Source organism: Rhodococcus sp. NyZ502 (genome assembly GCF_041464245.1).
Lineage (GTDB): Bacteria > Actinomycetota > Actinomycetes > Mycobacteriales > Mycobacteriaceae > Rhodococcus_F > Rhodococcus_F qingshengii.
Genome location: NZ_CP167155.1, coordinates 237,321 through 257,584, shown reverse-complemented (window position 1 = coordinate 257,584; position 20,264 = coordinate 237,321). Strand labels below are relative to the sequence as shown.

Here is a 20,264-nt window from a genome sequence, read left to right as displayed (position 1 = left end):
CGTCGTACTCGAACTACAAACTCGGACAAATCGAACCTACTCGCCAGTCACTTACGTGACAGCACTGTAGAGGAAGCCCCCGGACCGTGCAGCACTCTACCGGGACCAAACGAGCAGATTACCCGCGAGCGAACTCCCGAGACGCCCGATTGTGACGAATCAACAGTGCGGCGGTGACTCAACTGTGGGGCGGCGTCGGTGCAGCGTCGATCTTCTCCGCAGCCCACTGTGCCATCCATTGGGTGGCCGTCGTGCCGTTCGGATCGACTTGGAAGGAGTTGTACATCGCATGCACAGGGTTGTTGTAGTACTCGAGCAGTCGCGGCGCCGAACTCAGCCAGTTGGTCGGGTTGAGAGCGGCTGCCGGCGCGTCGCAGATACCGTCGCTCGGCGCGCAGATCTGATAGGTCCGATCGTTGAGGTCACCGAACCCGCCGGGCCTCGGGCCGGTCATCGTGAGACCGGGCAGCTTCAGCCCGTTCAGCGACAGCTCGGCGCCGACACCGGCAACGCTCGGGCCAACGGTGTTCCCGAACGCCGGATCGCGCCGACCGTCGGCGATCAAGCCGACGCCCAGAACCAGATCGGCAGGCACCGCGCCGGTACCGTCGCCGATACTCGCGGCGACGTCACCCGCGATCACCGCGCCCTGGGAAAATCCGGTCAGGACGTAACTCGTGAGCGGGCACTCGGCGTGCCGCTTCATCAGAAAGTCGTTAGTGGCAGCAGTTCCCGCGGCCCGACTGTTGTTGTAGGACTGCTGTCCGTCCGGCGGGATCGCCACCGGATTCGAAAACTGTGCGACATACGGAACGGTGTAGACGTCGGCCCGTGAAGTATCGAACTTCTCCTGCAGAGGACGGGTCACGTTCAGCATCAACGACGCCGGATTGGCCGTCGGGTTGTACGGGTCGTCGGTAGCGCTCGACTCCCACGTACCCGGTATGGCTACTACCTGGACATCGGGGCAACTGGCCGGCTGAGACACCGGAGGCTCCGGGCTCGGCGGGATCGGAGTCGGCGAAGGCACCCGCCCGGCCAGGATGTACCAACCGCCGATCACGACCGCTGCGACCACAAGAATGATCAGCAGCGGGATCAGGCACCCACGACGCTTTCCAGACCTCGCCATGACCCGCGCCTACTTGCAGTAGGTGGCGTTGGCGACGTCGATGTAGATCTGAGCGTTCGCACCTGCCTGCTCGGGAGTGATCTGCTTGCCTTCCGCCGACGCTTCCTGGCCGACGAAGGCGGTCACGAAGGTCAGGACCTCGTCGTCGGTCTGAGGACCGGCAGCGCAGATGTAATTGGCCGTGTTGACGGCGATGCTTCCGTCACCGGCTGGGGTGATGCCCTTCGCCTTCAGTCCGTCGAGGAACTTCTGTGCCTCGGGACTGACCTCGACGACTGTGGGACCCGGGAAGCCCTCGATGCTCTGCGGCTGCTCCGGCGGCGCGGTGGCCGCGGCTCCCGGACTGGTGGGCGCAGCCGACGCCGTCGTGGTCGCAGAGGCGGACGCAGATGCCGAACCGCTCGAGGACGAAGCCGCCGCGGACGTCGTGGTGACCGGATTGGAGGTTGCAGTGGAGTCGTCACTACCGCACGCGACAAGCGCGCCACCGGTGGCGAGCGCCAGGGCGCCGACAGCGATCGCGCGTGCACAAGTGTTTCGGTTACCCGAGAAAAGCGACATCAATGTCCGTCCTTGCCTTCAGTCGAAAGTCCATCAACAGGTTACGCAACGCACGCGGGCGGGCACCGATCCGTGATCGGGCCCGCCCGTCGTGCACCACTGTGAGTTAGTGAACTTCTGTCTTGTCACCGATCACCGTGATGTAGCCGAACTGGAAGTTCTGCTGGACACCACCGGGAATGTCGAACTTGTCACTGATCGGGAATCCGAGTCGTCCACCTTCGTATCCGACGCTCTTCCAACCGTCGAACAGCGGACCGTTCTCGACGGACCATGCACCGGTGCCGGGGCTCCAGTAGATGTTGCCGCCCTCGAACTCGGTGAAGCGTCCGTTGTCCTTGATCGGAACCTCGTTCGACTTCGGGAATCCGAGCCAGCCGTTTTCCCAGCCGAGTTCGCCGTACTTGCCCATGATCATTCCGAGAACCGCGTGAGTTCCGTTGGCGCTGCTGTACATTGCGCCGATCTCGAATCCCTGGACCTTGCCCGGCTTGCCGGGGGTCGCGATCTCGTCGGCAGTCGGGTAGCCGAGCGGGCCACCTTCCCAACCCTGTGCGGACCACTCGGCGAGGATGTCGCCGCTGACGGGGTGAGCGCCGGTCTGCGGGGTCCAGTAGATGGAGCCGTTCTGGAAGTGGTTGAAGCGTCCGCGTCCGTCGGGGGTACCGAGTTCGGGGGTACGCGGGAAGCCGAGCGGGCCGGCCGCTGCTCCGGTGTTCATGTACGCGCCGGCGATACGACCGGCGACGGGCTGGGCGCCCGTTCCACTGGTGAAGTAGATGCGACCGTTGCGGAAGTCCTGTGCCAGGCCACCCGCGACGCTGTACTCGGGGGTGATGCAGTCACCGATCCAGCCGTTGGCTGCGGCCGTCGCACCGATCTCACCCGAAGTGCCGCAAGCCGGCTTCTCGACCTCGACGCCGATGGCGTTGGCCAACTGCGGCCACAGCTGATGAAGCTCGAACTGCCAGTACGGCCACGAGTGGGTGCCGGACGGGCGGTAGTTGACCTGCGCGGGGATGCCGAGCTGGTTGAGCTTGGTCGCGAAGGTCTGCGAGGTCAGGCGAGCGAGGATCTCGAGGCCCATGCCTGCGTAGTTGGTGCTCACGCCGGGAATTCCCGACGGCTGGTCGTACGGGCCGGTCGTACCGCTACCACTCGAGACGTACAGGCTGACGCCCTTGAGCTTCTCGGCGAGCGCGTACGGATCGTGTGCAGCCCACTGCGGGTTGGACGGCGGTCCCCACATCGCGGCGGAGTTGTATCCACCGGCGTCGGTCATCGCGAACTGGATTGCCTGAGGCATGCCGAGCGAGGTGGTGGTGAGGATGCCGGAGAGCGAAGCGGCGAACTTGAAGAAGCCGGGGTTGCGCGCCGTGAGGAACATGGCGGACGTACCGCCCATCGACAGACCGACGACACCGCGTGTCTGCGTGGTCCGCCAGTCCTTTTCGAGGATGGGGGGCAGTTCCTTGGTCAGGAACGTCTCCCACTGGTAGTTCTTGCCGTTGTCGGGCTGCAGCCAGTCGGAGTAGAAGCTGGACTGACCGCCGACCGGGAGGATGACGTTGACGTTCTTGTCCGCGTAGAAGGACTCGGCGTCGGTCTCGTAGGTCCAGGCGTTCTCGTTGTCGGTCGCGCGAAGACCGTCGAGCATCCAGACCGAGGGGAAGCTGGCCGACGGATTGACGTTCCAATCGCGGGCCAAGAGGATCTGCACCTCAATCGGGGTGCCCATCGCGGGAGAGTTCACCCACAGCGCGACGCGACGCTCGCTGAGCCAGTCGACCTTCGTGACCGCTGCTCCGGTGGGGTTCTGGGTGGCGGCCGGTGCGGCCTGAGCAGGTGCCGGCGCGGCTGCCGCGGTTCCGGCCGTCGTCAAGCCCGCGGCGATCGGCAGAACCAGCATCGCTGCCAGTGCGCCGACGACCTTTGTCCGGAAGGTTGCCCGGGACCGGCGACGGTCCTCCGTGGCAAGGCCTACTCGCATGAGCTCACTCTCTTTCCTTACGTTCGGTCCGCGCGTCGATCGTGTGGCCGCCTGAGCAGCCAGACCCCCGTTGAAACTATTTCTACACGCAAACGATCCCCGCTTGGGGTAGCCGCGCTGTTACTGGTGGTGCAATTGTTACTGACATCGGGCGCTTGTGCAGCACCTGAATACACAAGTGCCGTCCCGGTTCTCCTTCGAGGAGTCCGGAACGGCACTGGTGAAGTGACTAGGTCACGGGATCGCGCACGATCACCAAGCGTTCATGGTGTCGAGGATCTGGCCGCGAGCCTTCCACAGCTCTGCCGACCAGTACGGCCACGAGTGCGTGCCGTTGGACGGGAAGCTGTAGGTGGCCGGGATACCCAGCGAGTTCATGCGGATCTGGAATGCACGGGTGTTGACCAGGGCGAGAGCCTCGAGGCCCATGCCGTTAGCCGTGTTGTAGTAGTCGATCGGTGCGCGCGGGTGGTCGTATTCACCGGGCAGGCCGCTTGCCGACGAGATGTACATCGACAGGCCCTGCAGACGCGGTGCGAAGACGAACGGGTCGTTGCGCAGCCAGGACGGGCTCCACGGCGGTCCCCACATGGAGTCGACGTTGAAGCGACCGGCATCGAGCATTGCGACGCGGATTGCCTCGCGCATGCCCGGAGCCGAGATGTTCAGGTAGCCCGACAGCGAGCCGGCGAACTTGAACTGGTCACGGTGGTAAGCAGCCAGCGTCAGAGCAGCGCTGCCACCCATCGAGAGGCCGAGGACCGCGTTGTTGGTGGGCGAGACGCCGTAGTTCGCGAGGAAGTTGGGCAGTTCTTCGGTGAGGAAGGTTTCCCACTTGTACGTGATCTGCTGGCCGTTGAAGTTCGACGGTGCATACCAGTCGCTGTAGAAGCTGGACTCGCCGCCGACGGGCATCACGAGGGTGATGTTGTCGTTGCGGTACTGGTCCATCGCATTGGTCTCGAAGCTCCACGCGTTGGCGTCGTTACGCGCACGCAGGCCGTCGAGGAGGTAAAGGGCAGCGTTTCCGCCGCGAGCGGCCCACTGGACCTGGACCTTGATGTTGCCCATCGAGGAGGGCACCCACAGCTCGTCGTATCCGCCGGAGGGGGCGGTGTGGCTGGGAGCAGTGTGCGCAGGCGCAGCAGAGGCGACAGCACTACCGGCAACTCCTGCAGCAAGGGGGAGCACAAGTGCTGCGGCACCGATGGCCAACGCTCGGTGCTTGAGGCGCTGGGTCAGCCTCTTTCTGGCAAAACGCATGGATACTGCTCTCTCTCTTCGTCTGCGGAACCCACTCGGTGGAGTGGTTCCGGCGGATTCCGTCGGGGAACAGGCTTTTCTGCCAGCCCGAACGAGTTCGGGTCGGCAGCGGACCTCTTCCAAGTCACACTGCGCTCGCTGGACTTTATGTCACAGGTTCAGCTGTGACAAATAGGTGGACCGTTACGTCCCAATCCGCGAGCAACACCGTCATCACCCCTCGGGGGTGATTCAGGTTAGGTGAATCGTCTTCGAGTACATCGTGGCCAATCAATTCGGTGTTACTGAATCGAAATATTCAAACCCTCAACAGTCGGTGATGCTGATCACATCACCTGGGTGACTCCGGTGGAACGAGACCGCAGCGTTCCAATTCGTAGGCCGGAACCCGGTCGAATCGGTACTTCGCGAAGTCGAATGCCTGCTGGAAGTTCTGTTTGAATCTGGCCCAGGTCAGCTCGGAGCGGTACGACGTGAGCAGCTCCTGAGTTTCCGGGCAGGTGATGGCCAGCTTTGCGTCCGCAACCCAGTCTTCGTCGAGGAAGAACGGCAGCCACGGTCGAACGTCGATCATTCCCGTGTCCGCGACCACCCAGTCCGGATAGAGATTCTTGTCGTGCCCGATCCGGCCGTCCTCGAGTCGCTCGGTGTGAGCTGCCAGGGGGTACGCCAGCCCCATCTGATCGAGCACCCGAATGTCGAGGCCGACGTTCATGCTCGTCATTCCGAGGTTGAGGAAGAAGACGACGTGTTCGGCCGGCTCTTCGATCGGTCCGGGTGGTGGGACGACGAACCAGGAGTCGTAGCTCGCGGACGGCAGCAGCAGCCCACCCTCCGGAGTCCGCGCGATGGTCTCGACCATGGCACGCATTCGCGGATAGTCGAGGTAGTCCTCGGCCAGGATCGGATGCTTGTGACCGGTGTTGAGTGCGTAGAACGCTCGCTCGTCGACGATTCCCGAGCGACCCACCACGGATCCTTCGGGCATACCCGTCGTGTTCGCGGCGAAGAAGGCCCAGATGATCGTGCCGATCCACAGCACCGCCGAGACTCCGAAGATCGCGGTGTCGCGATTACTTCCGAACGCTGCCCGCGCCGGCACCCGCAACGGAATGACCGCCACCGGGATGAGCAGGCAGAACAGCACCGGCAACAGGACGCGGCCGTGCATGAAGTCGCCGCCGACGCGCAGAGAGTAGATCCCGAGGATCAGCCCACTGCCGAGAATGAAGGTGACAATCGCCCGCGGCGTGCGCAGAAACTGCTGAAAGCGCTGCCACAGCGGGCGTGCGGGTTGATCTGCGGTAGCGGTAGGTGTGTCCGCTCGGCTTCGCCACACGAGCAGCAGCGCACCGATGAGCAGGAACAGCAACGGCAACCAGAGCAGGTACGGCCCGACCAGGTTCCACAGGTAAGCAAAACCCTGCGCCCACTTCGCGCCACCGGCGTCCTTCGACACCGCGGTGTTCGGGTACGGCAAGGCGTAGTAGCCCATTCGCCAGATCTGATAGGCCACCGGGACAAGTCCGGCGACGACGACGATCAGTGTGCGAATCTTCCAGGTCAGGCCTGCGGAGAGAACGATCATCATCAACGCGGCAGCACCGGGAATCGCCATCTCGGGTCGAACCAGTGGTCCGAGTCCGGCCACGAACGAGAGAGTCAGGATCGACGCCGTGGACGGCGTCGACGCCTGCGCCCACCGAACGAGCAGTACCCACAGGAGCGCGATCCAGAAGATCACCAAGCATGTCTCGAGCCCGGAAGTGGCGAAATCTCGCGCAGGCGGGACCGCGATGTAAACGAGAACACCTGCCGGTACCAGCAGGATCGTTCCGCCCGCCGACGGCCGAACGCCGCGGTACAGACGACCGGTGCCGAGCATCGCCAACACGACGGCAGCAGTCGAGAGTACGAGCGCGATCGTCAGAACAACGTATTCGAGACGGATCTGCGTGAGCCAACTGAACGCGTAGACGATGTACGTCCACGCGGTACTCGTGTTCGCCTCGACACGCTCACCCGCGTTGAAGACCGGGCCGTTCCCCGCGAGCAGGTTGCGGACGGTTCGCAAGACGATGAGTCCGTCGTCGGCGATCCAGCGACGCTCCCACGCACCCCAGAACATGAGGGCAGCAGCAAGCACCACCCCGCCGAGAAAAACTCCTCGACTGAGGGTGGTGCGATTCGCCGCAGTGTCGACGTGCGGGTCGGCCTCGGTGCGTGGCTCAGACGAGGTAGACAGCGACACCCACTACTCCGATCCACGCAATCGCGAGGAGTTGCAGCACCCGGTCACCGAGCGCGATCTCCTCAGGCTCTCCGGCTTCGCCGCCGTCGACGTCCACCGCGTATCGCAGCACCGCGATGGTGAACGGCACCATCGAGATGGCGTACCAGTTGGTGCCCTTGATGGCGTCCTGTTGGAACGCCCACAGTCCGTAGCAGAGGACCAGCGTCGTCGCTGCCATCGTCCACACGAAACGCAGGTACGTCATCGTGTAGCTCTCGAGGGACTTACGGATCTTGGCGCCGGTCTTCTCGGCCAACTGCAGTTCGGCGTAGCGCTTGCCTGCCGCCATGAAGAGTGATCCGAACGCCATCATCAGCAGGAACCACTGCGAGAGATCGATCTCGGCGGCAACGCCACCGGCGATCGCTCGAAGCAGGAAGCCGGACGAGACGATGCAGATGTCGATGACGGCCTGATGCTTGAGACCGAAGCAGTAGGCGAGCTGGATGACGATGTACACGCCCATGACCACGGCGAGTTGCCAGTTGGCCAGGAAAGACAGCCCGATCGCACCGGCAAGCAGCACGACTGCCATGCCGTAGGCGATGTTGACGGGTAGAACGCCGGCCGCGATGGGACGGAATCGCTTCGTGGGGTGAGCACGGTCGGCTTCGACATCCATCGCGTCGTTGACGAGATAGATGCCTGATGCCGCCATACAGAACACGACGAACGCCAGCGCGACGGGCAACAGCACGTCGGCTTCGGTGGCGGTTCCGGCCGCGATGGGCGCTGCCAGCACAAGGACGTTCTTGACCCACTGACGTGGGCGAAGCGCCTTGACGATGCCGGCGGGCAGGGACTTCGGGGGTCCGCTGACCGTAGCCGGTTCCTCGCTCATTTATCTCCACATTTCTGTTCGGCTCTGGCTTCTTCGACCCGGCGAACTACCGCCGCGGATGCGGCTCCCAGTGCCGCTCCGGCGAGTACGTCGGTCGGGTAGTGAACTCCCAGGACCAGACGCGAGAGCATCATCGGGGGCACCAGCAACGCCGGTAAGGGTAGCCCGGTGAGCCGACCGATCAGCACAGCCGCCGCCGTCGTCGACGTCGCGTGTGATGACGGGAAGCTGAGCTTGCTCGGTGTCGAGACGTTGACCTGCACCGAAGGATCGGAAGGTCGCTTGCGCCTGACCACTCGTTTGATCACCACGGAGGCGGCGTGTGCACCGAATGCTCCGACGGCTGCTCCGGCCCATTCCCGTCGACGCGGCTTGTCCACAGCAGCTCCGACGGCAGCGATCGCGATCCACCCGAGGGAGTGCTCACCGAAGTGAGACATACCGCGGGCGACCTTGACGGCTCCCGGCAGCTGCCCGACGGTCGACTGAATCCCGGCCAGAATCTGTACTTCAGGAGATGCCGAAGACACGTTCCCACCTTTCCGTGCTGGTCAGTGAAGGAACGGCGTCCTGGTACTGCTTCTTGAGCTCGGGGAAACGGGCGGCGAGTTCGCGGCGCAACCGTGTTGCTTCCTTGAGCAGTTCGAGCGCGAGTTTCGGGTTTCGCTTGCGGTAGACGACGCCGCGACCGTCGGCCGTGGTGACGGTGACGCCGTCGACCTGCGAGAGCAGGAACCAACGGGCGTCGATGGTCGGAACATTGAGCTGAGGGCGCTCGAGGTGTTCCGGCTTGGCCGGCTTCACGTTGTGCACTCCGGCCCTGAGGACCCGGGTGATCTTCGCGACGGTCGACAGCGGCAGGCTCACGTCTCCGACATCCGCACCGGAGGGCAGCGGCAACGCAGTCGACGACGGCAGTACGACGGCGTCGGAGAATTCCTTGCGCTGGGCGTGGACCTCACCGAGTGCCGTCGGCAGCATGTTCGCGACGTGCTCGGGTCCGGCGAGGAAGTCCGCGATGGCCTTGTTCTGGATCGCGACGGTGGAGTACTCGAGGCACAACAGGTGCTTGAGCGTTGCCTTCACCGTGTTGACCACGAGGCCACGGCCGTTGCCCGGCATGTGGAGCGCGGCCACCACCAGACGGTTACGGAGGTGGAAGTACGCCTGCCAGTCGATGGCGTCGTCCTTGTCGCTCCACGCCATGTGCCAGATCGCGGCACCGGGCAGCGTGACGGTCGGGTATCCGGCTTTCTTTGCGCGCAAACCGTATTCGCAGTCGTCCCACTTGATGAAAAGCGGTAGCGGCTGCTTGATTTCTTCGGCGACCTGGCGCGGGATCATGCACATCCACCAGCCGTTGAAGTCGACGTCGATGCGGCGGTGCAGGAGTTTCGATTCGCGCAGCGGCTTCTTCGAGAAATCGTGGTCGTATTCGACGTTCGGTGCCGCGGTCCACATGAAGATGCCGCGGTCGACCACTTCACCCATCACGTGGAGGTGGCTTCGTTCCTGCAGGTTGAGCATCTGCCCACCCACCAGCATCGGCGACTTCGCGAAACGCGAGAACGAAAGCGCACGCAGAATCGAGTCCGGTTCGATCTCGATGTCGTCGTCCATGAACAGGATGTGCTGGCACTGCGTCGTCTTGAGTGCCTCGTACATGATTCGGCTGTATCCGCCCGAGCCGCCGAGGTTGCCCTGATCGTGAATGGCGAGCCGATCACCGAGCGCTGCAGCAGCTTCGGCGAATCCGGGTTCGTCACGCACCTTGCGGGTGCCCTGATCCGGCATGATGACGGCCTTGATCACGTCCGACACCAGCGGATCCGAAGCCAGTGCAGCAAGCGCCTTGACCGCGTCGGTCGGACGGTTGAACGTCGGAATACCAACGGCGACAGTCGCTTCGCCGGGAGCCTCGACGGGCGCGTACCAGCCGCCGCTCTCGACGACCACTGCCGTATCGGTGGTGATGTCGAACCAGATCCAGCCACCGTCCTCGAACGGCGCCAGTTCCACCTCGAACTCGACCGCGGCATCGCCGTCGGCAAATTCCTTGCCTTCCACGTGAATTCGCGAGGAATCCGCCTTGGAACGGTAGATGTCGACGCGGCCGTGGCCGGACAGCTCGAGACGAAGGACCACCGATTTCAGGATGGACCATCGACGCCAGTAGCTGGCAGGGAACGCGTTGAAGTACGTGGCGAACGAGACCTCGGTCTCGGCGCCGAGCGCTACCGACGTGCGCGAGGTCGAGTGCGCCCGCCGACTGTTGGACCAGGACTCTTCCAAGTACAACGTGCGGACGTCGAGCGGCTCACCGGCGCGGGGCAGGATGATCCGCTGAAGCAGGGACTTGCCGAGGTAGGTCACCTCGTCGCCGCTGACGGCATCTTCGCCTTCGAGTAGATGACGTGCGTTCATTCGCTCTCCCCTGCCAATTCCGCACCCGTTTCGAGATGCGGGCGCAGGGTGTTCTCGAACATCGTCAGCGCGCTGGCGATCGCCATGTGCATGTCCAGGTACTGGTAGGTGCCGAGACGCCCACCGAAGAGGACCTTGTTCTCCGCGGTCTCCTTCTTGGCGCGTGAGCGGTACGCGGAGAGCTTCTCGCGATCCTCTGGAGTGTTGATCGGGTAGTACGGCTCGTCCTTCGCCTCCGCGGCACGTGAGAACTCACGCATGATGACGGTCTTGTCGGTCGGGTACTCGCGCTCCGGATGGAAGTGACGGAACTCGTGGATACGGGTGAACGGCACGTCGGCGTCGTTGTAGTTCATGACCGGGGTGCCCTGGAAGTCTCCGGTGGGCAGAACCTCGGTCTCGAAATCGAGGGTGCGCCATCCCAGTGCACCTTCGGAGTAGTCGAAGTAGCGGTCGAGCGGGCCCGTGTAGATGACGGGTGCGTCGGGGCTGGCCGTGCGCAGTTCGTCGCGGACGTCGAAGTAATCGGTGTCGAGGCGGACCTCGATCTTCGGATCCTTCGCCATGTTCTCGAGCCACGCCGTGTAGCCGTCGACGGGCAGGCCCTCGTACGTGTCGTTGAAGTAGCGGTTGTCGAAGTTGTAGCGGACCGGCAGGCGGGCGATATTCGCCGCGGGCAGCTCGGTGGGGTCGGTCTGCCACTGCTTAGCCGTGTAGTCACGCACAAATGCTTCGTAGAGCGGGCGCCCGATCAGGGAGATCGCCTTCTCTTCGAGATTGGAGGCGTCTTTCGAATCGATCTCGCTGGACTGCTCGGCGATGAGGGCGCGCGCCTCTTCGGGAGTGAAGTACCGACCGAAGAACTGCGACACGAGACCGAGTCCCAGCGGGAACTGGTACGCCTGTCCCTTGTGCAGCGCGAAGACGCGGTGCTGGTAGTTCGTGAACTCCGTGAACTGGGTGACGTAGTCCCAGACCTTCTTGTTGGAGGTGTGGAACAGGTGGGCACCGTACTTGTGGACCTCGATGCCGGTCTCCGGCTCTGCCTCCGAGTATGCGTTCCCCCCCAGGTGGTGACGGCGATCCAACACCAGCACGCGCTTACCCAGCTGGGTAGCGGCACGCTCGGCGATGGTCAGCCCGAAGAATCCCGAACCGACGACGATCAGGTCGTACTGGGCACGGGCGGTCTCTGAATTTGCAGCGGTCACGATGAACCAGGGTATCGGACCTGTTCGGACGCCGAGGGTTGGATGCGTCACCAGGGACGATGCGGCAAGTCAGGACGTTGCAAGACCGATCAGACCGGAAGCACGAGGTGCACCGCTCGAATCGAATTCGATCACGATCGGTTCGTCGACGGGGAAGTGTGCGGGAAGTAGAAGCAGTCCCTCCGACGCGCAGCGTTCGAGAAGTTCGCGGCGGGTGACCCTGGCGATCTCGGGATCCGCGTCGCCGCCCTGGCTGAGGTCCGAGTACAGAAACTGGATCGGATGGTGGATCACGTCGCCGGCGATGACGGCGCCGCCGTCGGCAGTGCGGATCTCGATCACGATATGGCCCGGCGTGTGGCCGGGCGCGCTGCGAACGACGACGCGTGTGCCTTCGGACTCGACCAGGACGTGGCCGTCGTCGACCGCCTCCCACTTCGCCCCGTCGAGAACGGGACGGACGCTGTCCTCGAAGGTCTGCGCCAGATCCGAGACCACTCCTTCGTGTGGACCGTCGGCGGCGAGTTGTTCGAGCGCGGCCAGTTCGGTGCGATCGAAAATGTAGGTCGCGCGGGGGAAGGTAGGCCGCCAGGTTTCGGCGTCGAGGGCGGTGTTCCAGCCACAGTGGTCAGGGTGCAGATGTGTGCTGACCACCAGATCGACGTCGTCGACGGACACACCGGTGGCTGCGAAGCGTGAGAGGTAGTCGGTGCCGAACATGTGATGCGGCAAGAGGTTCGGCCGGTGCTTGCTGTTTCCGTTGCCGGTGTCGACGACGACGGCCTTGCCGCCGATCTCCACCAGGTAGGTGTGGATGGCAAGTACGAGGTCACCGCTATCCGCGTCGAAGAACGCCGGTGCCAGCCGCGCCGACGCGTCCTCTATCTCCGCCTCACCCGCGTGCGGAAAAAGCTCTCGCGGCGGAAACGGCCAGTGCGCCAGCTCTGTCAGTTGGGTGACGCGCGCCGACCCGACGTCGATGGTGAAGCTCATCAGTGTTTGCCTTCCGAACAGCTCGATACCGCTTGTGGGCACACACAAAGGCACCCACCGAAATGCTCGGTGGGTGCCTGGTCGGTGTCAATGGTTTTCGACGCCGGTGATCAAAGACTCTTCGCGATGATGCCCTTCATCACTTCGTTGGCGCCGGCGTAGATCTTCTGGACGCGGGAGTCCTCGTACATGCGCGCGATCGGGTATTCACGCATGTAGCCGTATCCGCCGTAGAGCTGCACGCACCGGTCGACGACGGCGCATTGCTGCTCGGTGAGCCAGTACTTGACCATCGCGGCGTCTGCGCCGTCCAGCTCGCCGTTGAGGTGATCCTCGATGCAGTTGTCGAGGAAGACACGGCAGGTGCGTGCGATCGTCTGGCACTCAGCCAGCTCGAAGGCGGTGTTCTGGAACTCGAAGAGGCTGTGCCCGAACGCTTGACGCGCCTTGGTGTATGCGACGGTCTCCTCGACTGCACGCTCGATGGTGCCGATGGCCTGCGCGCCGATGATGAGGCGTTCCTGCACCAGCTGCGCCATCAACTGACCGAAGCCGAGCCCCTCGGACTCACCGAGGAGGTTCGAGACGGGAACGCGAACGTCGGTGAAGGACAGCTCCGACGTATCGGCGCCATGCTGACCGACCTTGTCGAGCACGCGGCCGACCGCAAAGCCTTCGCAGTCACGAAGATCCACGATCAGGAGCGAGACACCCTTGGCGCCCGCCTTGGGGTCGGTCTTGACGGCAAGCACGATCATGTCTGCGCTGCCACCGTTGGTGATGAAGGTCTTCGACCCGTTCACGACGTAGTGGTCACCGTCACGGATCGCGGACGTGGTGATTGCCTTGAGGTCGGAACCTGTTCCTGGCTCGGTCATTCCGATGGCGCCGAGGATTTCGCCCGTCGCCATACCTGGCAGCCAGGCCTTCTTCTGCTCTTCGCTTCCGTACTCGAGCACGTAGTGGGCGACGATGCCACTGTGCACGGAGTTACCGAGCGCATAGTCACCGCAGTAGCCCTGCGCCTCGAAGACAGCGAGATCGTGCGCGAAAGTTCCACCGCCCCCGCCGTATTCCTCGGGAATCGAGCAGCACAGCAGGCCGAGCTTGCCGGCTTCGAGCCACACGGACCGGTCGACGCGATGCTGAGCGTCCCACTGCTCACGCTTGGCGATCAGTTCACGATCGAAGAAACCACGGGCCAGTTCGGCTACTGCGGTGATTTCGTCGTCGTGCCACGACGGCTTGCGCTTGGTCGCCATGATCAGACCCGCTTCAGCAGGGCAGCGAGTGCCTGACCGCCGCCGATGCACATGGTGACGATGCCGAATTCGAGGTCGCGGCGAACCATGTCGCGCGCGGCACGCAGGGTGAGGATGGCTCCGGTGGCGCCGACCGGGTGTCCGAGGGCGATCGCTCCGCCGTACGGGTTGGTCTTCTCCGGATCCAGGCCACTGTCACGGATGACGGCGATGGCCTGCGAAGCGAACGCCTCGTTGACCTCGGCGGTGCCGATGTCGGACGGCTTCAATCCTGTTTGCGCAAAGAGCTTTTCGAGGGCGAGCACAGGCGCGTAGCCCATCAGGCCGGGCTCCATGGCTGCCGTCGTGACGGTTTCGAGCGTGACCAGTCCGGTGAGACCGCGCTTGGCCGCCTCGGTGCCCGTCGCGAGGACGAGTGCGCCGGCGCCGTCGTTGATCCCCGACGCGTTACCGGCGGTGACGGATCCGCCCTCTTCGAATGCGGGGCGCAGCTTGGCGAGGGTTTCGACGGTGGTTCCGGGCTTGGGATGCTCGTCCTCGGTGACGGTGACGGAGCGCCGACCACCGGTCTCGACGGGAGTGATTTCCTCGGCGAATGCCGCCTTCGCTGCGTCGGTAGCGGCGCGGCGCTGAGATTCGACGGCGAACTCGTCCTGCTGCTCGCGACTGACGCCGTACTTGCGGGCGACGGCTTCGGCAGTGCGGCCCATGTGAGCCTTGCTGAACGGGTCGGTGAGCATCGCGACGGTACCGTCGACGAGGCTGCGATCGCCGAGCTTGTAGCCCGAGCGGGCGGCGAAGTCGTAGAAGGGCATGCGAGACATGCTCTCGTCACCGCCGGCGAGCGTGATGGCAGCTGCGCCCCATCGCATCTGCATCGCCGCAGACCACACAGCCTGCAGGCCGCTGCCACAGAGGCGGTTGACGGTGTAGGCGGGGACGTTCTCGGGCAGTCCGGCGGCGATGCCGACGCGGCGTGCGTTGTAGGCGTCCGGGCCGACCTGGCCGATGCAGCCCATGACGACCTCGTCGATGTCTTCGGGCGCAACGCCGGCGCGGCTCAGCGCGGCCTTGGCTGCTGCGGCGCCCAGCTCGTGTGCGGGTACGTCCTTGAAGACGCCGCCGAAGCTACCGACGGGGGTCCTGGCCCCGTCGACGATGACGATCGGTTCGGGTGTGGTCATGATTGTCCCCATCTGCTGTGCTCACGTCGATTTCTGTCCGTGGCCGATACTAGGACATCGAAGTATCTCGCAGATGGGGACGTTGGTGTCAGGGTGTGGGAGCGCTCTCGGCGACGGGCACGACCTCGGCGTCGGTGTCTTTGTGGTTCCGGTAGCGGTAGAGCCCGATACCCACGAGGATCGCTGCAAGTCCCAGGGACACGATCATCTGGCTGCGCGTCGAGTCCAGGGTGAGCATTCCGATGCAGAGCGCGATGATGGCGGCGATCGTGGCGTAGGTCAGGTACGGGAAGAACCACATCTTGAGTTCCAGCTCCTGGCCCGAAGCTTCGAGCTTGCGGCGGGTGCGCAGCTGGGACACCGAGATGACCAGCCAGACGAACAGCGCGATCGCACCGGAGGAGTTGACCAGGAACAGGAAGACCTTGTCCGGGGAGAGGTAGTTCATGCCGACGGTGAGGAAGCCGACGATCGTCGAGACCAGGACAGCGCGCATCGGGACGCCGGTCTTCTCGATACGTGAGAGCGACTTGGGGGCGTCGCCGCGGCCGGCGAGGGAGAAGATCATGCGGCTCGCGGTGTAGAGACCCGAGTTGAGGCAGGACAGAACCGACGTGAGGACGACGACGTCCATGATGTTGCCCGCGGCCGGAATGCCGTAGGAGTCCATGACGGCGACGTACGGGCTGAGTGCAACCGACGCGCTGTCCCAGGGAAGCAGGGTGACGACCACCGCGATCGAGCCGATGTAGAAGATGAGAATTCGCCAGACGACGGATTTGACGGCTGCGCGAACAGCTTCGAGCGGGTTGGCCGATTCACCGGCGGCGATCGTGGCGATTTCGGCCCCGAAGAACGAGAACACGACCACAAGGACTGCGGCGAGCATCGCTCCTGTTCCGTTCGGCAGGAAGCCGCCGTGACCGGTCAGGTTTGTCATTCCGGGTGCTTCGACGCCGGGCATCCATCCGCAGATCGCCACGATGCCCATGCCGAGGAACGCGATGATGGCGACGACCTTGATGGAGGCGAACCAGAACTCGAACTCGCCGAACGACTTGACCGAGATGATGTTGGTCAGCGTCAGCACGATCATCAGAATCAGAGCCCAGGTCCACTGAGGAACGCCGGGGACCCAGCGATTCATGATGAGGGCACCGGCGGTGGCCTCGATGCCGAGCACGATGATCCAGAACCACGCGTACAGCCAGCCGATCGAGAAGCCCGCCCAGCGGCCGATGGCCTTGTCGGCGTACGAGGAGAACGAGCCGGTTTCCGGCGACGCTGCCGACATCTCACCGAGCATGCGCATCACGAGGATGACGACGACGCCGGCAAGCGCGTAGGAAATCAGGACACCGGGTCCCGTCTCCTGGATCGCCACACCGGAGCCGACGAACAGTCCGGCGCCGATGACGCCTGCGATCGCAATCATCGACAGATGCCGCTTCTTCAGCGTGTGCTGAAGTGCCGGCTGGTCTGTACTGGACATCAGTACTCCTTGTGGGCTGTTCGGAACGTGGATCTCGGTGGCGCTCTATCCGGAGCGCATTTTCGATAGCGCCAGTGTCGGACCTTCGGCAAGCTCGCGTCAGGCTCCACTTTGTACAAACGTGACCGCAGGCACTACAAAGTGGCGAGTTCGAGGTGTCAGACTGGACTCATGCCCATCACGCTCCGCCAGCTTTGTGCGACCGAACAGTTCGGCCTTCGCGTCCTGGCTGGGCACGACCAGCTCGATCGCACCCTGACCTGGGCACATGTCTCCGAACTTCCCGACCCGACGCCCTTCCTCGACGGCGGTGAACTACTACTCATCACCGGGGTGTCACTACCGACGACGGCCGCGGAAACGACCCGATTCGTACGGACCCTGGTGGCGGCCGGAATTGCCGGAATCGGTTTCGGAACCGGCCTCGGATACGAGCAGGCGCCACAGACTCTGGTGGATGCGGCCACCCGTTTCAGTGTGCCCCTTCTCGACGTCCCATTGCGAACACCTTTCATCGCCCTGACCAAAGCGGTGTCGAAGGCGCAATCCGACGACGACATGAAAGCGCTGCGCAGCAATTACCAGAGCCTGCGGCGACTGCTTCAAGCTGCGGTGACGGTCAACGGCACCCGGGCAGTCGTACGACGGGTGGCGGAATTGATCGGCGGATGGGCGGCTCTGCTGGACTCGGCCGGACATACCGTCGAGATCTCACACACCGCCGCGGCCGCCGGAATCGAGCGAACTGCCCCCGAGCGCGACGCCCGCCCGATGGAAGTCAGTTTCCTCACGAGTGAGAACGAGGACGTCATCTCCCATCCGCTGCTGACGTCGAGGGGAAAGCTGATGGGGTACCTCGTCGCCGGCTGCCCCGGCGCCGTCGGTTCACTGAATCAGGGCATCGTCATCGCAGCCGCGTCTCTGCTCACGTTGATGACGGCTCGAACCCGAGACGCACAGCTGACGATGAACCACCTTCGTACCGTTGCGATGCATCAGCTGTTCGAGGGACAGAATGCGCTCGCCCGCAACATCTCCGGGGAACTGTGGGGAGGATTTCCGGTCGAGCCTTTCCAGGTCTTCCACGTAGCGGGCCCGAGTGGCCTGCTCGAGAGCGTGTCCGTCTCACTGCTCGATGGTCTCAGCCGCGATCTGGCGTTCGGCATCACCGACGGTGCACTGATTGCCGTCGTCTCGGCTACCGACAGCGGGCGAATCCTCGCCCGTGTCAACGAAATCGACGTCACCGTCGGCGTGTCGGACATGCTGTGGTGGGACGATCTCTCGCGCGCCAGACGCCAAGCCGCGCAAGCAGCAGCCGAGGCGGGTGCCCGCAACCTGCCTTCGATGCGGTTCGCCGAACTCTCGGAGAGCGGATTGTCCGCATTTCTCGACCAGGATCGCTCGACGGCATTCGCGGCGGCACACTTGCGCCCGCTTCTGGAAGCGAAGGGCGGTAGCGATCTCTACCGGACCTTGGCCATGTGGTTGGCACACAACGGGGTGGGCGACGCCGCAGCCACAGCGCTGAATATTCATCGGCATACGTTGCGCAGCAGACTCGCTCGGATCGAGAGCCTTCTCCAGCTCGACCTCGGCTCCCCCACGGAACGTGCGGAGTTGTGGCTCGAGTACCGCCTGCTCGGCGACGCCCCGACCATCTGACCGACAACCAACGAACCCTGAACGACCTGAAGGGCCTCCGCCGGGTTACGGCAGAGACCCTTCAGAGTCGATACGTGCGAGTCGCTACCGACCGACCTTCCCCTAGCTTCCGCCCGTCGGTATCCACTCGCGGAGCACGTTGGCATCAACTACCTGCGCGCCCAAAACCTTTGTCCAGATGATGGTTCCGTTTTCGTAGACACGGAAAGTGCCTGCTTCGGAGGGCAACTGCATCTCCGGGCCGGCAGGAGCACCGAGAGAGCCGCTTTCACCGCCGAGCTCCCGATACTTCTTCTCGATCTGCGTCTCCGTAACCGTACCCGATGGATCGTCGGATGGCGAATTGGATTCCGGCACTGTCGATTCCGAATCCGGTGCCACTACCACACCCGCACCGTCACCGATGGTGAACCAGTCGGATTTCAGGCCGAGTTTCTGGCGGAACTGAATTCCGGTGGCGCCAACAGTTGCATCTGTTCCGACTACCTCGACTGCCGTCACTCGCCCGCCGTCGGTACCGAATCCGTTGCGCGAGAGAATCTTGAGCGATTGCAGCTCACCCACATCGAAGGCGTCCGCAATCTGCCCTGCGGTCAGATTCACTGTCCAGTCATGATTCGGAGAAAGGGCGTCACCGAGATCCTCGACGGCCGGGAATTCACCGCCGGAGCTGTAACCTCCTGTGGACGAGGAGAATTCGGTGGCAACGATCTTGCCGTCACGCGACAGAACGGCGCCGGCGGTGGACCGGACGGCTTCGGTGGTGCGGGGATCTTCCTTGCCCGCTCCGCCGTAGACCTGGCAGTCCTGAGTGTCGCAGGTGTCGGCGTACGAGCTGCGATGCTCGGTCGCAGCGTACGAGCGTGCTGCCACGGCTTGCGCCCGTAGCGCTTCGGCCCCACCGGAATCGGCCCATTCGGCCTTCGCTTCGACCGGCACCACGCCGAGCAGGTAGTCCTCCATGTCGAGGAGATTGACTGTCCGAGCCGAGCCGTTGTCGAGCACTACGCCGAGGGCACCGCGATAGGGCGCGTCGTTGTTGCACAGCTTCAGGAACTGGTCGGCGGGTCGATCAGGACCGAGGTCCACCGGGTCCACCCACGGATGCTCGGTGACCGCTTCCCAGACAACCCCGCCACCACACCCGCTGGTGACCACTACCTGCGCACCGCCACCGGGCAGTGCAGTGAGATGGGCAGCCTCGCCGGGCGCGGTGCGCTGACCGTTGACCACGAGGCCGGCGTCGGAGTAGACGTCGAGCGTCGAGTTGTCCTGGGCCGTGAGCCGCACACTCATCTGGGCGGGCGGCATCGAGTCCAGGACGGTTCCGCCGTAGTAGTGACTGAGGATTCGCTCGCCGGACCAGCCGTCGTTCTTGGCGTAGCCGTAAGCGCCCCACTGGCCCATTCCACGGCCATGTCCGTTGCCGTGCCCGGAGAGCGTGAATTGCGTGTCGGCAGCGACGGCGTGCAGGATCGACGGCTCGTCAGCGCGGATTTGCGTGAAACCTCCGATCGCGACGCCGAGCGCAAGAGCCGGAACGAGACCGAGGACCGAGATCCGCATCAGCGAGGTTCGCCTCCCGGGTCCGCCCACCAGAAAGCGACCTGCGCGACCGGACACAGGCTTCTTACCTGCAGTTCCGCTTCTTCCGCTTCTCGCCATCAATGCTCTCCTCATCGCTACCGGCCTCACGAGTCCGCGAAGTCGGTACTTCGCGCGCAGGCCAGTCCACAACGATTTAACTAAAGTCTCACCCTAAGGTTGAGCGTTATGGACTTTTGTGACTAGTGTGGCAAGAGTGTTTGGAGTTAGCAACACCAGTCACACGAGTCACATCAGCATCACGAGTTGCAGACGTACGCGTCCGAAAACTGGAGTTCAACCCCAGAACATGGCATCCGACCTGCTCGGATCCGGTTTTGAAGGATTCCGTTCACGGCCGTCATCGGC

Annotated in this window: 15 protein-coding genes; 1 reads left to right on the top strand and 14 read right to left on the bottom strand. The window is 63.8% G+C overall.

Translation table 11 applies throughout. The annotated features are described in order from the left end of the window. Positions 1-178: 178 nt before the first annotated feature. The 13 genes from ACBG85_RS01225 to ACBG85_RS01165 form a co-directional block, all read right to left on the bottom strand. On the bottom strand, positions 179-1,132 hold the full coding sequence (locus ACBG85_RS01225) for a cutinase family protein (RefSeq protein WP_003943848.1): 954 nt from the start codon (positions 1,130-1,132) through the stop codon (positions 179-181). 9 nt (positions 1,133-1,141) lie between these two features. Next, positions 1,142-1,693, bottom strand: a complete 552-nt coding sequence (locus ACBG85_RS01220; protein WP_003943980.1) for a DUF732 domain-containing protein — start codon at positions 1,691-1,693, stop codon at positions 1,142-1,144. Between the two features lie 106 nt (positions 1,694-1,799). Further along, the gene (locus ACBG85_RS01215; RefSeq protein WP_372025875.1) at positions 1,800-3,683 is read right to left on the bottom strand and encodes an alpha/beta hydrolase-fold protein; all 1,884 of its coding nucleotides are present in this window, start codon (positions 3,681-3,683) and stop codon (positions 1,800-1,802) included. 252 nt (positions 3,684-3,935) lie between these two features. After that, positions 3,936-4,946 carry an alpha/beta hydrolase family protein gene (locus ACBG85_RS01210; protein WP_007731818.1) on the bottom strand — a complete coding sequence of 337 codons (1,011 nt, stop codon included), beginning with the start codon at positions 4,944-4,946 and terminating at the stop codon, positions 3,936-3,938. Between the two features lie 331 nt (positions 4,947-5,277). Then, on the bottom strand, positions 5,278-7,197 hold the full coding sequence (gene zomB, locus ACBG85_RS01205) for a flagellar motor control protein ZomB (RefSeq protein WP_372025873.1): 1,920 nt from the start codon (positions 7,195-7,197) through the stop codon (positions 5,278-5,280). Next, the gene (locus ACBG85_RS01200) at positions 7,175-8,080 is read right to left on the bottom strand and encodes a decaprenyl-phosphate phosphoribosyltransferase (RefSeq protein ID WP_003943808.1); all 906 of its coding nucleotides are present in this window, start codon (positions 8,078-8,080) and stop codon (positions 7,175-7,177) included. Before ACBG85_RS01200 ends, zomB begins: the two co-directional genes overlap by 23 nt. Next, positions 8,077-8,610 carry a phosphatase PAP2 family protein gene (locus ACBG85_RS01195; RefSeq protein WP_003943893.1) on the bottom strand — a complete coding sequence of 178 codons (534 nt, stop codon included), beginning with the start codon at positions 8,608-8,610 and terminating at the stop codon, positions 8,077-8,079. The genes ACBG85_RS01200 and ACBG85_RS01195 overlap by 4 nt, the downstream gene beginning before the upstream one ends. Then, entirely contained in the window at positions 8,591-10,504 is a 1,914-nt protein-coding gene (locus tag ACBG85_RS01190) for a glycosyltransferase (RefSeq protein WP_007731821.1), read from the bottom strand. The genes ACBG85_RS01195 and ACBG85_RS01190 overlap by 20 nt, the downstream gene beginning before the upstream one ends. Then, entirely contained in the window at positions 10,501-11,715 is a 1,215-nt protein-coding gene (glf, locus tag ACBG85_RS01185; protein WP_064113799.1) for a UDP-galactopyranose mutase, read from the bottom strand. The genes ACBG85_RS01190 and glf overlap by 4 nt, the downstream gene beginning before the upstream one ends. A gap of 69 nt (positions 11,716-11,784) precedes the next feature. Then, a complete protein-coding gene (locus tag ACBG85_RS01180; RefSeq protein WP_372025870.1) occupies positions 11,785-12,708 on the bottom strand; it encodes an MBL fold metallo-hydrolase in 924 nt (307 codons plus the stop codon). Positions 12,709-12,818: 110 nt separating this feature from the next. After that, complete coding sequence (locus tag ACBG85_RS01175) at positions 12,819-13,970, bottom strand: acyl-CoA dehydrogenase family protein (protein ID WP_007731824.1); 1,152 nt, start codon at positions 13,968-13,970, stop codon at positions 12,819-12,821. Between the two features lie 2 nt (positions 13,971-13,972). Beyond that, on the bottom strand, positions 13,973-15,154 hold the full coding sequence (locus ACBG85_RS01170; RefSeq protein WP_007731825.1) for a thiolase family protein: 1,182 nt from the start codon (positions 15,152-15,154) through the stop codon (positions 13,973-13,975). 88 nt (positions 15,155-15,242) lie between these two features. Next, entirely contained in the window at positions 15,243-16,646 is a 1,404-nt protein-coding gene (locus ACBG85_RS01165; protein ID WP_007731826.1) for an amino acid permease, read from the bottom strand. Positions 16,647-16,817: 171 nt separating this feature from the next. On the opposite strand from ACBG85_RS01165, the gene ACBG85_RS01160 reads away from it, so the two are divergent. Further along, positions 16,818-18,311 carry a PucR family transcriptional regulator gene (locus ACBG85_RS01160; RefSeq protein ID WP_003943944.1) on the top strand — a complete coding sequence of 498 codons (1,494 nt, stop codon included), beginning with the start codon at positions 16,818-16,820 and terminating at the stop codon, positions 18,309-18,311. 102 nt (positions 18,312-18,413) lie between these two features. Here the strand turns inward: ACBG85_RS01160 and ACBG85_RS01155 are convergent, their stop codons facing one another. After that, complete coding sequence (locus tag ACBG85_RS01155) at positions 18,414-19,976, bottom strand: SpoIID/LytB domain-containing protein (protein WP_007731827.1); 1,563 nt, start codon at positions 19,974-19,976, stop codon at positions 18,414-18,416. Positions 19,977-20,264: the final 288 nt, after the last annotated feature.